Source organism: Pedobacter psychroterrae (genome assembly GCF_004331695.1).
Classification (GTDB): Bacteria; Bacteroidota; Bacteroidia; order Sphingobacteriales; family Sphingobacteriaceae; genus Pedobacter; species Pedobacter psychroterrae.
The window spans coordinates 173,951-189,387 of the sequence record NZ_SJSL01000004.1; the positions used below are offsets into that span (position 1 = coordinate 173,951).

Annotated in this window: 9 protein-coding genes; 2 read left to right on the forward strand and 7 right to left on the reverse strand. The window is 43.1% G+C overall.

Annotated features, from left to right (window positions below; translation table 11 throughout):
* The first annotated feature begins 89 nt into the window (after positions 1 to 89).
* Positions 90 to 1,904 (forward strand): serine hydrolase, encoded by a 1,815-nt coding sequence (locus tag EZ437_RS15775; RefSeq protein WP_131597027.1) that lies wholly within the window; start codon positions 90 to 92, stop codon positions 1,902 to 1,904.
* A gap of 22 nt (positions 1,905 to 1,926) precedes the next feature.
* Here EZ437_RS15775 and EZ437_RS15780 read toward each other — a convergent pair whose 3' ends face one another.
* The 7 genes from EZ437_RS15780 to purU form a co-directional block, all read right to left on the reverse strand.
* Positions 1,927 to 2,562, reverse strand: coding sequence for a response regulator (locus EZ437_RS15780; protein WP_131597028.1), 636 nt, complete (start codon positions 2,560 to 2,562; stop codon positions 1,927 to 1,929).
* Between the two features lie 9 nt (positions 2,563 to 2,571).
* The gene (locus EZ437_RS15785; RefSeq protein ID WP_131597029.1) at positions 2,572 to 4,692 is read right to left on the reverse strand and encodes a tetratricopeptide repeat-containing sensor histidine kinase; all 2,121 of its coding nucleotides are present in this window, start codon (positions 4,690 to 4,692) and stop codon (positions 2,572 to 2,574) included.
* Between the two features lie 35 nt (positions 4,693 to 4,727).
* On the reverse strand, positions 4,728 to 6,890 hold the full coding sequence (locus EZ437_RS15790) for an outer membrane protein assembly factor BamB family protein (protein WP_131597030.1): 2,163 nt from the start codon (positions 6,888 to 6,890) through the stop codon (positions 4,728 to 4,730).
* Between the two features lie 230 nt (positions 6,891 to 7,120).
* Positions 7,121 to 8,191 (reverse strand): transporter family protein, encoded by a 1,071-nt coding sequence (locus EZ437_RS15795; RefSeq protein ID WP_131597031.1) that lies wholly within the window; start codon positions 8,189 to 8,191, stop codon positions 7,121 to 7,123.
* Positions 8,192 to 8,194: 3 nt separating this feature from the next.
* Positions 8,195 to 9,538 (reverse strand): vanadium-dependent haloperoxidase, encoded by a 1,344-nt coding sequence (locus EZ437_RS15800; RefSeq protein WP_205942731.1) that lies wholly within the window; start codon positions 9,536 to 9,538, stop codon positions 8,195 to 8,197.
* Position 9,539: 1 nt separating this feature from the next.
* The gene (locus tag EZ437_RS15805; protein ID WP_131597032.1) at positions 9,540 to 12,866 is read right to left on the reverse strand and encodes a VCBS repeat-containing protein; all 3,327 of its coding nucleotides are present in this window, start codon (positions 12,864 to 12,866) and stop codon (positions 9,540 to 9,542) included.
* A 321-nt stretch (positions 12,867 to 13,187) separates the two neighbouring features.
* Positions 13,188 to 14,012 (reverse strand): formyltetrahydrofolate deformylase, encoded by an 825-nt coding sequence (gene purU / locus EZ437_RS15810; protein WP_131597033.1) that lies wholly within the window; start codon positions 14,010 to 14,012, stop codon positions 13,188 to 13,190.
* Positions 14,013 to 14,093: 81 nt separating this feature from the next.
* Between purU and EZ437_RS15815 the strand changes: the two genes are divergently transcribed.
* The gene (locus EZ437_RS15815) at positions 14,094 to 15,368 is read left to right on the forward strand and encodes an NAD(P)/FAD-dependent oxidoreductase (protein WP_131597034.1); all 1,275 of its coding nucleotides are present in this window, start codon (positions 14,094 to 14,096) and stop codon (positions 15,366 to 15,368) included.
* Positions 15,369 to 15,437: the final 69 nt, after the last annotated feature.

The following is a 15,437-nucleotide window of genomic DNA, read 5'->3' on the forward strand; positions in this document are numbered from 1 at the left end:
GTTCAGTTTAAACTAATCCGTAACAATCTCCGGTTTGTTTTCTCTAAAATTTGGTATATTACCCTACTTAATCATGTTAATTCCCCTCGATGAAAAGACTACTATCGCTCCTGCTCTCTCTCGCCTCACTTAACGCAGTGGCACAACAAAAACCTGCTACTGCCGATCCACGGTTTAATGACCTGGACACCACCATGCAGCGTGTGATAAAAAATTGGAATGTGGCAGGTTTTGCTGTTGCAGTCGTAGAAAAAAACAAAGTGGTCTACGCCAAGGGATTTGGCTACCGAGATGTGGAAAAGAAGCTGCCGGTAACAGCCAATACACTCTTTCCCATCGGCTCTGTTACCAAGTCATTTACGACCTCGCTGATCGGTCAGCTGGAAGCAGAAGGCAAGCTGAACATTGATAAACCTGTCAATGCTTTCATGCCTTCCCTTAGGTTCTATAATAATGACATGAACAACAGCATCAATTTAAAAGACATGATGAGCCACAGGACCGGGCTGCCCAGGCATGATATATCCTGGTACTTGTTCAATACAAACGCGAGGGACAGTATTTTGCAACGCATACAGTATCAAGAACCGACTAAAACAGTCAGGGAAGCTTGGCAATACAATAATTTCATGTTTACCGCCCAGGGTGGTATTGTAGAAAAGCTGACCGGCAAAACATGGGAACAAAATGTGGAAGAAAAACTATTTAAACCTTTGGGGATGAATACTTCAAATACCACAATTCCTGAACTGGAGGAAAGTAAGGAGCCCTCATTGGGTTATGAACTGGATGCTAGTGGAAAGATCAAAAAAATGGAATACTTTCACATAAATGGAATGGCACCCGCAGGAGCAATTAACAGTAGTGCAAATGAAATGGCCAACTATCTGATCGCCTGGATCAATGGAGGTAAATTTAATGGTAAAGAGGTCATTCCGTCCCAGTTTGCTCAGCAGGCCATCACCTCCCAGATGGTGATGGGTGGAGGTTTACCTTCAAAAGCTAAACCTGACCTGCATTTTGCATCCTATGGTTTTGGCTGGATGCTGGCTTCTTATAAAGGGCATTACCGAGTTGAGCACGGCGGCAATATCGATGGGTTTTCGGCAAGTGCCTGCTTCTTTCCTACCGACAGCATTGGTATTGTAGTGCTGAGTAATCAAAATGGTTCCGCTGTACCTTCTATTGTGAGAAATATACTGTCAGATAAATTGCTAACATTAAAGTATACGGACTGGAATTCTGAGATGAGGTCCAATAGAGATAAATCAGAGGAACAGCAAAAGAAAATGGAAAAAGAAAGTAAAGTACCTAAAGGTAAAGTGCATCCTACTACTCATCCATTGAGCGATTTTGCCGGGATATATAGCAATCCGGGTTATGGTACGCTAAAGATCTATACTAAAAACGACTCTTTGTTTGCGTCAGGTGTGAAGAAAGGCATGTGGTTGAAACACAACAACTATGACATATTTGACATCTATATTCATAACCTGAATTCGCCAATAGATACCGCAAATAAGATGCAGTCCAGCATTCAGTTTCAGATGAATACAGCGGGTGATATAGAAAGCTTTTCGAGTGTTTTGGAAGCAGGACTAAAACCACTTGTTTTTACTAAAGGTATTGAGGCTAAAGCAATAGATAGTAAAGAATTGCAGAAGTATACGGGTGAGTATAGCCTAAACGAGGCGGCTGTGAAGGTCTATATCAAAGAGAATAAAACCCTATACGTATTTCTGCCCGGACAACCGGAATATGAACTTGTGCCTTTAGGAAAGGATAGATTCAGCATAAAAGCGCTCATCGGGTACTCTCTTCAGTTTGCGGTTACCTCAGACAGGAAAGTAACCGAACTGGTTTTTATACAGCCCAACGGAAATTTCGCAGCTAAGAAAAAGTAGCTCACTGGTATTACCGGACCTACTAAATAAGTTTGTGTTTGTAAGCGTATTTTAGTAGGCCGATCACAGACTGCGTACCGGTCTTCCTAAAAATATTTTTCCTATGAGTTTCTACGGTACGCTCACTGATAAAGAGTTGCGATGATATCTGTTTGTTACTGCGTTCGCCTTCTATTAGTTTGATAATCTCTATTTCTCTGTTGGTAAGCCGCTGATCTCCATCTTTGTGGTTCATGGTATTCAGGATTTCCCGTGTGATGGCGTCTCCAAAATAAGTACTGCCCTCCAGCACTTTTTCCAGGGCATCAAGCAATTCCTTTTTGCCAGTATTTTTTAAAATATAGCCCGATATCCCGGCGTCGAGCATTTCTTTGACTACGGCACTTTCGCCATGCATGGAGATCGCTATTATTTTAATGTGCGGATATTTCTTTTTAACGAGTCGGGTCAGTTCTATGCCACTCATGCCAGGCATGCTGATGTCGGTGAGTAATATATCGACTGGATGTGTTTCGAGCATGGCAAGCACTTCTTCTGGATGCTGACTAAATCCGCCAATCGTGTACTGGGGAGCATCGGCCAGCAGGGAGCGGATGCCGTCTATCACCAGCTGGTGATCGTCTACGATGAAGATCTTGTTTGGAAGCAATTGTTTCATCCGGTTAAGTTACAAAGGAATGTGTATGGCTACAAGTGTACCCCTGCCCGGTTCTGAAGAAAAATCGACGGTACCTTTCAGGTAATCTACCCTGTTCCTGATATTTTTCATTCCCATACCGGCAGAGAATTTGTTGTCTTGGGTGTTAAAACCCTTTCCATTGTCTTCGATCATGGCATTGATGCCTTCCTCATCTTTGGTAAGCTGGATGTCGAGACTAGTGGCACCTGAATGTTTAATTACGTTGTTCACCGATTCCTGGACCACCCGGTACAATACTGCCTCAGTATGCTGGCTTAACCGTTCCTGCAATCCGAAGGTTTCCAGATTTATCTTTAGCTTGCGGGCGTCGATCTTGCTGATAAAGTCCCTGATTGCTGCAGATAAGCCTGATTTGAGCAATACATTGGGCGCCATCTGGTGAGAGATGACCCTTACTTCCCTGCAACTCTCGTCTACCATGTCCAGCGTTTTATTAAACATATCTTTACTATGTTCATCTTTAAACTGCAAGTGGTCACTGATACCAGAAAGGTTCATCTTAACGGCCGAGAATAACTGTCCTAGTCCATCATGCAGTTCCACCGCAATCCTATTACGCTCGCTCTCTTCTGCATGGATTACCGCACTGGCAGCTTGTTCCTGTTGCCTGAACCTTTCGGCCTGCAGCTTTCCTTCCTGCCTTAATTTGCGTCTGTTGTAGATCAGCAGCGCTATCAAAATTACCAGTATAAACAGACCTGCGGTAACCCCGATAATAATATTTCTTTCCAGAAGCTGGAGTTTCTGTAGTTTGTTTTCTGAATCAAGCAGCCTGATCCTCTGCTCCTTAGTTTTTGCTTCAAGTTGCTTTTCTTTCAGTGCAGCCTCCTGTTCCCTAAGGCTAAACTGCTGGTTGTTTATTTGCAGCATCCGCTTTGCGAGTTCCAGTTCACTAAGGCCCAGCAGGAGGTTTTTTTTACTGATCTGCAGGGTCTGGATCTGGTTTTGTTTACCCAGCAACAGAATGCTGTTTTGCTTTTTCTCGGTTTCGTATTTAGTCTGCAGTTCATTCATACTAGCCGTAGACTCCTTATTATAAATAATGCGGCTTAAGCTGTCTTTTACATCGAGGGCTTCATATGCCGCTTTATAATCACCAGCTTTTTTTCCCAACCTGGCCAGTAATATGTAGACATTTTCCTGATTGACCATATCCCCGGACTTTAATGCCAGGTCGCGTGATTTAAAGCCATAGGCCAGGGCTTCCTTCGTCTTCCCGGCTTTTTCGAGCATGATAGCGGTGTTTAGGTAGATCGAACTTAGCTTTACCTCATCGCCGTACTCAATGGCCAGTTTTTCTGCCCTCAGAAAATAAGGCATTACTGCTTCCGGGTCCTTTGTCATGTACCAGGCATTGTCGCCAAGGTTAAGATTTATGGAAACCTGATTATTTACCCTCTTGAACTTTACGGCCAGCGGCAACGCTTTAAGGTATGTTTGCTTTGCCTGTTCCAGCTGATCTGTATTTGTGTATGCTACAGCCAGCGAGTTGTAAAAGTTAGGTTTCAGGCTTTCATCCTTTATCTGATCAGCAATGTCCAGTGCTTGTTTCAGATACCGGATGCCCTCTGCCGGCTTGTTGCTTCTGATCATGATATTACCCATATCTCCCAGGCATCCTGCCTGCGCTTCCTTATAGTCTAGTTCTTCGTAGAGTTTCAATGCTTCCAGGCATGTCGAAAACGCCTCTGCGTATTTACCAACTTTGGCCAGCGGCAAGTTTTTGTTCTGTTTTGCTTTGGCGAGGGTCTTCTTATCACCTGTTTTTATACTCAGTCTTTCCATTTTATCAAAATAGTACAGCGCACTGTCGGGTGTACCAATAAAGGACATCACTATACCTTTGATATTCCAGGCTGTAGCTTCGGCAAGTGGCTTTTCATACTTTTTACTAAGTACAATAATGCTGTCGGCGACCTTGCTGCTGAGCTTGGCATTAGAATAGACCAACGTTTTGGCACGGGCGGTTTTGGCTTCTAGAACCTGGTCTATCGCATTAACTTGCTGACTGTATGTCCTGCTCCAGACAGTGGTAATGAAGAGCAGGGATACAGTCAGTAAGAGAAATTTTTTGTGGTTGTTTGGCATATTTAAAAATAGAAATAAATAGCTGACATCAACGATTAAAGTTTGTATCCATGAATGCTCTTGCTGCCATCTTTATAAAATACGAAATTGTCGGCATCATCAGCGATGTAGTCAGGTTTTTTGTCTTTCAATACTACCTTGCCTTCTATTTTTCCTGAATCTTTATTGACCCTGACAAGACCATATCCGCTATCGTCGCCATCTTCTACACTGGTCAGGATTACTTTGTAATTCAGTGCATCCTGCGAAGCAGTAAAGCGACGTTTCATATCAGCAAATGCTGCTCCACCCAGGTTAGACCACCTGTCGGCCGCATCCATATGGCTGTTGTACGATGAGGTGCCCACACCCGAAAGACCGGCCTGGAAACCATGAGAAGCAGACTGACTTACGGAAACAGCCATTGCGGTGATGTTGAGAATCTTATTGGCTACACTGGTACCCGGTGCTTTTTGAAATACATGGTAAACAAGGTTGCCTTCAAAATCTATCAGGGCCATATTTTGTGAGGAACTCAAAAGGATACCCTTCTCCCGCAGTTCAATTTGAGAGGCGATCTCTCCCCCTCCAAATTTTACACCTTTGCCCAATGCTTTGTAGGTGCCTGCGTTATTGTCCATTACGAACAGTTGGTTGTCTGCATAAAAATAACTCAGATCGCCTTTGTCTATGCCTAATCCTCCACCTTGTTTATAAGAGAAAGACTTTGGCCACAGGTCTTTTCCCGTATTCATGTTCTGAATATTTAGTTCCCTGTCCGTTCTGTAGATCAGACCCGAAGCATTTTGCTTGATGTCGCGGATCATTCCGGATACTTTCATATCAGATCTGGCCGCAGTAGCACCGGTATTCATGTCTACAATGTTTACATAGTTATTACCCGATTCCTTCGCAGATGCGATGGCAAGGCTGGAACCATTCAATTTCAGCGCGGTGATCCTGCCCCTTAGCGTTACCGGTTTCCATTTTTCCGCGCCTGTTTTATAGTCCAACAATAGCAACTCTGCTTTTTTATCATCGGTAGAGATTAAAAAACCACGCTCATCGAACAATACATCAGCTATGGGATCAGAGAATTTAACTGTCGGCCATGCCGGACTACCAGTAGCCAGGTTAAAAGCGGACATCTGCTGGTTGCAATAGTAGTAAACAATGTCGGGCTGCTGATCGAGGATCAGAAACTTACCATAGGCTGCATCTGCCAGCACCGCAATGCCATCTTTCATTCCACCACCCATTCCGCCGATCTTACTGGCGGAATTTGCTGCACCGGCAGCATTTCCTACTGCCCCAAGACCGGGAACTTTGGCCAGGCCACCAAGTGAACCCATCAGGCCTCCTTTTTTCTCTCCACTTTTGGTACTTTCTTTCTCGTCAACTTCCTCAGCTGCTTCTGTGGCAAGGATACCGTCGTCTGTATTAGTTTTGAAATCCGCTTTCCAGGTTACAGTTCCCGTGGCCACATCTACTTTATACAGGCGCTTATTGGTAGCGAGGAGCAGCGAATTTTTATCAGTGGCAAGGGGCCTTGCCACCATTATTTCACTGTTATTTTCAAATACTTTACTCAGCACCCATTTCTTTTCGCCCGTGGCCGCATCTATAAATACCAGCGATGGGGCGTTGTTCAGGTACCCGGAAAATAAGATGCCCCCTAATGAAGGGACGGTATATCGTTTATTGACCATTTTCATCCCAAGATCTGCCGTGCTGGCAATGATCTTCCCTGAACTAACATCCAGGACAACCTGCTGCATGTTGAACATGCTGCCGGTAACGATCGCTATAAAAGGGGAATTGCTTATCGGATTGTAATTGGTCTTGGTTAGGTTCTTTAAAAAGTCATGCTTCCATGCCACCTTGCCTGTAGCAGGGTCAATGCCATAGAGACCATCATTTGTGCCTGCTATCAGTTTTCCAGTAGGGCTCAGCCTAAACCAGTCAATTCCCCTATCAAAATCCATCGTCCAGGTTTTGCCTGAAGGATTAACGGCATTGGTATTTGTGACCTGGATACCATCTTCGTTTGCTCCACCGGTAGATGCAGGGTCGGTCTCTCCCACGATGGCTTGCGGGCTTTCTGTTTGCGCAGCATTTTTGTCCTTTTTTCCGGCAAGCGCTTTTAGTTTACCGAACTGTGCTGAGGCAGGCATTGCTGTATATATAAAACAGAAGGCCAACATGTAGATTTTTTTCATAATCAATTGAAATTATATATGCTTATTTGATTATGATAAAGGTACTTATGCATGTTTGGAGCTGAAATCCCCGCTCAAAGGTATCTTTAGATACCCACCAGTACGGATAAGGTAACAGGCATATAACCAGTACAAAAGAACAATGGTCCCCCAAGGAGGACCACTATTGATTTTACTGCATCTAGATTATCTTTTGAAATAAGGTGTATGCTGACCTACACCTCCTGATTTTAAAGTTTGAAGGAAATACCTACGTTAATTGCATAATCTGCAAAAGCAGCATCTCCATTGGCAAACACCGTAGCGGTGGAACGCTGACGGTCGGTAACACTCTGGGTCCTTTTTCTGTATATCGCAGCGGGAACTGAAGCGTAGACATTTACTTTGCTAAATTGGTAGGTAAGGCTTGGCTCGATAGAGATCACATAACCAGGTCTGCGAAAGTCTCCGCTGCCACCTATCACATCATGGATCGGAATACCTTCCACACGTCCGCCGGCAGATATGATCAGTTTGTTGACTGCATAATTGGCACCTAATCTGGCCATAAACTGATCCGGCACACTGCTGATCGCCTCATTGGCTATGGTAGCACTCACTTGTTCCCTATAGGTTCTTATACCATTTTGCTCGCGTGGATTGCTCAGGTAAAATGCATTGGCATACAAGCCAAGGTTAGATTTTAGGTTAAGGTAAGAATTGAGTTCCAAAGTAAGCCCCGTTCCGCCATCGCCAAGTTGAATTGACTGATCTACTGTGCGCAGTTCTGCCGTACCACCCGGACCAACGTTCTGCCAGTAGTCTTTATAGTCATAATCTCCTGTAGGTAATTTAATGCCCAGTCCCAATTGGATATTGGCATTTTTACTGGTAGCAGGATTAAATAACCAGCGGTATGCTGCAAAACGAATATCACCCAGACCAAAAGAGTGCATGCTGTGTCTGGATGCACGGCCATGCTCATATAAAGAGGACCTGGCATTTGAAATAACGGGTATGTCGATCATGGCCGACCATCTGTTGTTAAACACACGAGTTAGGGAAAGGTCAGTAGCAAACTGATGGTTGATCACCTCAGTGCCTAGCTCAATTCTTTCTTTTTGGTACACATCGCCTTTGAAATGTTTGTTGGACATAAAATAGCGGGTATTGGCATTGAATACCCAACTGCCAGACATGGCGTCGTCCGGATGTTCTGTCATGGTACAAATACCACCTGTACTACGGATAGCCACACAACCCTGCGAATAAACTTTGCCTGTTGCTAAAATAATAGAGAGGAATAGTAAGATTTTCTTCATGTTTTAAGATTGGGATTTAATTGGTTGTTTAAGTTGTTTGGTTTTTAATTTTTCTATAATGAATTTACCTACTCCATTGCCCATTTTCATACCATTGTCTATGGCATCCATAAAATGGATACCTCCATAAAAGCGGCTGATGCCTGCTTCCTGGGCGGCATGGTTAAATGAAGTAAAGCTTCTTTCCTTAAGGCCATATTTTACCTCCACATTATCTGTATATTGGTAATTATCTCCAAAGTAATGAGTTAATATAGTGGCTGATGTGGAGGAAATACACGAGTGACCACTTAGGTACTCCGGAAATGGAGGTGTTTGCAATAGCGGTTTCCATTTAGGGTCTATTAGGTTTCTGATAGCAGTTTCAGGCCGGATACGGTTGCTTCTGAATTTCTCATCCCAGCATCCAAGAAAACTGTCCATCAGGCCAAAAGATACCATGCTAAAGACTTCCATGGATTTAGAAAAGCCAAGCTTAGACTGGCGGCAGGCAATACCTGTAATACCCAGCCAATGTGCTCCCGGAGAGATCTTTTTCATTCCTACCAGCAGGTGTCCTTCATTTTTCAATGCAAAAGGATTGCAATCCCAAAAAGCAGCGATCTCGCGGTGGTCTTCACTAAGCTCAGTACCTCCTATTTTGTAGTTCGCAACAAGCATTTTATAGAACTCAGAGTTTTTGTCTTTAGAGAAAGGTACAGGAGGTACGGGCTTAAACTGCGAACTCGAATCAAGCATAAAAGGGCGTACGGTACTGAAATATGGCTCTACCGGCGCAAAAAAGGCAGGTGGCGTAGGATACCAGCTTCCTTCAGCTTCCAGTGGGGTGTAGCGGGGATAATTGCTGATCCTGTTGTACCTGTCTTTTTTAGCATAACCAAGGATCTGCTTGCTTACCTGCATCGCATACGATTTGGAGTTCTTAATGACTTTATCAGAGAAGCCTATGTTACGACATGAATCAAGAAACTTCTCTTCAAACTGTGCGTAGTTGCTACCTGAAGGCTGCATTTTTTTTGCCGTGGCGATCATAGCCAGAACGGCACTGAGCTGATAATTGTATTTCCCTGAATCCAGTGGTCTTACTATTTTTGGAAAATCATTTAAGATCCCGTCCATGGATACACAATTGGAATCATTGAGCGCTACTACCTCATATCCCGACAGGCAAGCATAGGAAAAGAACCTGGCCGCAAGTGGTGGATTGGTAACGTCGTGAATCATCATTTCTGTCATCGCGTCAATGACTTTTACAATGTCATTGTTGCTCAGTACCGGTGTTTTTTCTTGTTTGCAGCTGCATATGAAAAACAGCAGCACACAGCAATAGAATAGTTTTTTCATCATGTTATTTGGTCTGTTGTTGGTTAAACTGAAATGCCCTTATTTTTTGCTGGTTGAGGCCTACATATAAAGTGTTGTTTAGGGCTATCACACTTCTCACATCACCCTTAAGCTTTAATCCGCTCTGCTGTTCCGGAATATAGACAAAGCCTCCTTTGCCATTTCCTTTTAGCAAAACACCATGATTGGCTGCATATTTACCAAATCTGATGCGTGCCTGGTTCATATTGCCGCACAGCAGCAGGTCTTTGTTGCCGTCACCATCATAGTCCAGCGGGGTAATGGTATATACAGGGGCAAACTGTGCCTGTACGGGCAGTGGCTTTTCTTTGAACTTGCCATTGGTGCTTTCGAAATATGCACTCTTCAGATAGTTGGCTTTCAAGGTCTTTGCCCCTTCGAGCTCCTCTTTGGTAAAAACATCTTTCATGGTAGCCTCAGCATAGCTTTTGTAGTCGGGAAAGCGGGGGCGCATGATGCTCATCTGGTCCAGCAGTTCATCCCTGGTCAGGTATGGGTAGCTGGTGCCCATGATGTAAAAACACAGAATGGGATCAATGGCGCCATTGTCGTCAAAATCTTTGTAGATCAGCTCTGCAGGCTCTGCATCACTGGCCTTGCACTGGCTGTTGAGACCAAGGTTGCCCAGGATCAGGTCAGGCTTGCCATCGTTGTTCATGTCTGCCACTTGAAGCTTGTTCCACCAGCCACTGTATTCCTTGTCAAAATATTTAGTCGTTTTATTCGTCAGTTTGCCGTTTTCATTAAGATATACACTCAATGGCATCCATTCACCTGTCACTACCAAATCTGGCTTTTTATCACCGTTCAGATCTATGCAGGCAGCATCTGTGATCATCCCTGAAAGCTCAAGCTCCGGGGCAATCTTTTTGATCTGATCGGTAAAGTGGCCCTTGCCATCATTGATCAGCAGATAGCTCTTTGGCGGTTCAGGATAGCGGGAAGGAACCACCCGGCCACCTACAAAAATATCTGGATGCCCATCTCCGTTAAAATCTGCCACCCTGGCACAGCTTTTACTGGCCAGCATCTCAGGCAAAGCTTTTACGGCTTTGACAAGGCTACCTTTGCCATCATTCAGGTAAAGGCGGTCCTGCAGTCTCTGTTCACCGGGACTATAATTGTGATATCCGCCGCTGACTACATACAGATCGGTAAAACCATCTCCATTGGCATCAAAAAACACGGCATCCGTATCCTCACATTCTTTATCTGCGGTAAATGGTTGCTGATCAGCACTGAATTTTCCATTCTTTTGCTGAATGAATAAAGTACCTGGTGCATGCACATCCCCTCCTACAAATACATCTTCCAGGCCATCACCGTTTATATCTCCTTTAGTCATGCATGGACCTGAAAATGACATCGGATTCACCATTAAGGGCTGACGTTTGAAATCATTAATTTCATTTTTAACCTGTGAGGCTGTTAGCTGAGGAGCTATTTCAGTAAATAATGGTGCAGCACCTTTTGGCTTCTGATAATCAAGGGCAGCATCTTTCTCGTAGAGAGAAATTAACCTGTCGCCATTACCCTTACTGATCATCTGCTGCTTTCCGCTCTGCCATACTACACGAATAGAATCTACCTGCTTAATTTTCCCAAGTCCGAAATGCAGTATCGGTGACACGCTCGACAAGTAGCCTTTTGAAGGCATTTGTTCCAGAAATTGCAGTTTACCTGCTGAATAAACAGTAACCTTAGCACCAAATCCAGCCGTATTCTTGTTCAGTCCTACCAGTTTTACCTTGAGATAATGTTGTAATGAATCACCTTTATTCTGATAGATGTAAGCTGCTTTGTTGATGTTGTTAACGATCAGATCAAGGTTGCCATCATTGTCCAAATCAGCGTATACTGCTCCATTGCTGTTTGAGGGAGTATTTACACCCCAGTCAAACCCTTTATTACTGAAGGTCAGATTGCCATTATTCTTATAGATATAATTCTTTACATCTGATGAAGGCATGTTATCGAGCATGTCCAGCACGTGCTTTGGCTCTACATTTCCATTGATACTTTTAAAATAATTGGCATTGTATTTAATTACATCCATATTGGTGAAATCGCGCATGTAACCATTGGTTACAAAGAGGTCTTTCCATCCATCATTGTCATAATCAGCAAATAAGGGAGCCCAGCTCCAGTCGGTATTGGATATACCCGCCAGCTGACCCACTTCGCTAAAAGTGCCATTGCCGTTATTTATATGCAGCATATTGCGCATATACTGATAATAAAATCCGTTTCTCAAATTGATGTTAAAGGATTCATAATTGTCCAGGCCAGCCAGTAGCTTTTGCCTGCGGTTATCTTCAGGAAGCATGTCAAGTGTAAAAATATCTGGCAATCCGTCATTGTTCACATCTACAATATCGTTGCCCATTGAAAACAGTGTGATCTGCTCCAGCGTAGACCTTACCTGATCTGTAAAAGTACCGTTGCCATTATTGATATATAGAAAATCGGGTACCGCATAATCATTGGAAACGTAAATATCCGGCCATCCATCACCATTAATGTCGGATACACCCGCAGCAAGACCGTAAGACAGGGTTGAACCGTTAATGCCAGCATCCTTGCTGATATCTATAAAATGTCCGCCATCATTTTTGAACAACTTAGTTCCTGAAAGCGGATCATATTGCTTTTGTAATTCCCTGATCGTTACATCGTCCAGATTACTTAGTATCTTGATGTTTTCATTTACCAGCAGCATATCCAGATCTCCGTCGCGGTCATAATCAAAGAAAATAGATTGTGTACTGTAAGCCGAATCGGCCAGCCCATAAGCCTCAGCCTGGTCTTTAAACTCCGGCATACCATCTGCATTCAGGCCTTGGTGAATAAATAGCTGGTTTTTTCTGGTCGCCCCATCTCCCTTGCCAGAATAGCATACATAAATATCCAGTAGCCCGTCGCCATTTACATCAGCCATGTTTACCCCGTTTTTCCAGGAATCTGCTCTGCCGGAAACACCTGCAATTTCTGTAATGTCTACAAACTGCATATTTCCCCTGTTGAAATAGAGCTTATTTCCGGTCATGTTGCCCGAAAAATACACGTCTTCCAGTCCGTCATTATTTATATCACCCACAGCTACCCCACCACCGTTATAAAAACCCTGATAATTAAGTATATTGTTATCAAATTCTTCCTTGATCACATTGTTAAAAGTTACATTAGTATAGCTTGGGTCAAGGAGTTTGAAAAGTGGGTTTCCTGAAATACTATCGGCATCTTTTTTTCCGGATTGTTTACAACCTGCCAATAAAATCAGACAAATGAGTGATGGGTAAAGTCTCTTCATACAGTAGTGGTTAATCGTTCTAATTGATAAGAATTCCTACACATTAATTCTAATATGTAGGAAATTGGTTGTTGGTTTGTTTGGTTTTATTTGGTTGGTATGCTATTCTATATTTGGTTTTGTTATTCGCTGTTCAACGTTATCATTTTATTCGAGATATCGTTCCATATAAAGGTATCATTTTTCTGTTAATTTGTAAAATTATTAATACTTTGTAATAAAAATACTGTGAAACATCGATTATTGGGCATATCAATGCCTTATTCCGGCTTTGCTAGGACAAGGAAATAGCAGAAAAGTCCTATAAAATATTTTTGCTATTTACTCAAATACCACTGTTTTGTTCTTATAAACAAACACCCGGTCGGTCAATACAAGGTCCATGGCCTTAGCCAGTACAGCAGTTTCTATCTCTTTACCTGATTTAACCATACTCTGTGCAGTGAATGAATGATTTACCGGAACGATTTGCTGGGCTATGATTGGCCCCTCATCCAGGTCATCGGTCACAAAATGTGCCGTAGCCCCAATTAATTTCACTCCCCGTTCAAAAGCCTGACGGTACGGGTTGGCACCAGCAAAGGCCGGTAAAAATGAATGGTGTATATTGATGATCTTGTTTTTGAAGTTTGCCACGAACAATGACGACAGGATACGCATAAACTTGGCAAGGATTACAAAATCAGGATTATAGGATTTTATCAGTTCAATGATCTTATCTTCAGAACCAGCCTTTTCTTCATCATAAGTGATTAGGTAAAAAGGGATATCAAACCTGTTGCAGATTTTTTCGAGAACATCATGATTTCCAATCACGGCAACTACAGAAGCGCCCAATGTACCGAAGTTATTCCTGATCAGGATATCTGCCAGGCAATGATATTCTTTGGTTACCATAACCACGATTCGCTTATTGGGTGATGGATTTACATGGACCACAGCTTCAATCGGCAAAACCGTTTCCAATCTATTGGTAAGTTCCGCTTCCGCAGCTGATCCGTCTACGTCCAGCCGCATAAAAAACATACGCTCTATCTTATCCACGTGTTCCCGCATAGAAACAATGTTTAGCCTGTGCTCAGAAAGTATCCTTGAAATATCTGCAACCAATCCAATCTGGTCACTGCATTGTATAGTTATAATCATTTATACGCAATAAAGGGGCAATATAATACCTTTACCGGTAAAGATTAAAAACATTTCTTTTATTTATAGAGTTTATAGGATATGACGTCATCTTCAAAGAAAATCGTGATCGTAGGCGGAGGATTCGCCGGACTTAATTTAGCTAAAAAACTGTCCAATAACCAGCATTATGAAGTAGTATTGGTGGACAAAAACAACTATCATTTCTTTCCGCCATTGCTATATCAGGTGTCTACAGCCTTTATTGAGGCCTCAAACATCAGTTATCCATTCAGGAGGATGTTTCAGAACAAACCCAACCTGAGTTTTTATATGGGCTCGCTGCTGAACATCAATGCTTCAGACAACAGTATCGAAACTGAAAATGGGCGCCTGACGTACGACTACCTCGTCCTTGCAATGGGCACCGAGACAAATTTCTTTGGAATGGAAAATGTAAAGGAAAAGGCTTTACCAATGAAAACAATTGACGATGCGCTACATCTCAGAAACCATATACTCCTGATGCTGGAAAAGGCTGTAAGATCACCTGACCTGCGTGAGAAAGAAAAGCTAGGCAATATTGTCATAGCCGGTGGCGGACCTACGGGCGTTGAAATAGCAGGGATGCTTGCCGAGATGGGCAGCAACATCATTGCGAAAGATTACCCAACAACAAGAAGAGGCACCTCTAAAATTTACCTGGTAGACTCAGGTGCGGAATTATTGGGCCCTATGAGTAAAAAATCGCAGGAAGAGGCCCATAGCATCTTGAAAAAACTTGGCGTTCAGATCTTATTGAATACTACTGTAAAAGACTTTATAGACGACAAAGTGATCCTTGGGAATGGCAACAGCATTAATACTTCCACACTGATCTGGTCTACTGGTGTCATCGCAAAGGAGGCTCCCGGATTGCCTGTTGAATCAATTACCCGGGGCAGAAGGATTCTGGTCGATGGATTTAACAAAGTCAATGGAACAACCAATATATATGCCATAGGAGATCAAAGTTTCCAGACTGCCGATCCGGATTATCCCAATGGTCACCCGCAACTGGCCCAGGTAGCGATACAGCAAGGAAAACTTCTGGCGGCTAACCTGATCAATCTGGCAGATGGCAAGTCCATGAAAGCATTTAAGTACACCAATAAAGGTAGCATGGCCATCATTGCCAAATATAAAGCAGTTGTAGACCTGCCGAAAGGCTTTTTCAAAGGCTTCTTTGCCTGGATAGTATGGTTGTTTATCCACATCATTCCTATCGCAGGGTTCAGAAACAAAGGCAAACTTGCGTTCAACTGGTTCTGGAGCTTTGTAACAAATGACCCTACCCTACGTCTGATTATAAGACCAGAAAAGAGCGCAAAACCCTAGTCTGATGTATTTACAAAAATTATCAAAACAATTTATTTACGCACCTTGTTATATTTAAAAAAACAGATA

Excerpts from the sequence above, each read along its gene's own strand:
- EZ437_RS15775 (WP_131597027.1), top strand. The coding sequence starts at position 90 with ATGAAAAGACTACTATCGCTCCTGCTCTCTCTCGCCTCACTTAACGCA.
- EZ437_RS15780 (WP_131597028.1), bottom strand. The coding sequence starts at position 2,562 with ATGAAACAATTGCTTCCAAACAAGATCTTCATCGTAGACGATCACCAG.
- EZ437_RS15800 (WP_205942731.1), bottom strand. The coding sequence starts at position 9,538 with ATGATGAAAAAACTATTCTATTGCTGTGTGCTGCTGTTTTTCATATGC.
- EZ437_RS15795 (WP_131597031.1), bottom strand. The coding sequence starts at position 8,191 with ATGAAGAAAATCTTACTATTCCTCTCTATTATTTTAGCAACAGGCAAA.
- EZ437_RS15790 (WP_131597030.1), bottom strand. The coding sequence starts at position 6,890 with ATGAAAAAAATCTACATGTTGGCCTTCTGTTTTATATATACAGCAATG.
- EZ437_RS15785 (WP_131597029.1), bottom strand. The coding sequence starts at position 4,692 with ATGCCAAACAACCACAAAAAATTTCTCTTACTGACTGTATCCCTGCTC.
- EZ437_RS15815 (WP_131597034.1), top strand. The coding sequence starts at position 14,094 with ATGACGTCATCTTCAAAGAAAATCGTGATCGTAGGCGGAGGATTCGCC.
- EZ437_RS15805 (WP_131597032.1), bottom strand. The coding sequence starts at position 12,866 with ATGAAGAGACTTTACCCATCACTCATTTGTCTGATTTTATTGGCAGGT.
- purU (WP_131597033.1), bottom strand. The coding sequence starts at position 14,012 with ATGATTATAACTATACAATGCAGTGACCAGATTGGATTGGTTGCAGAT.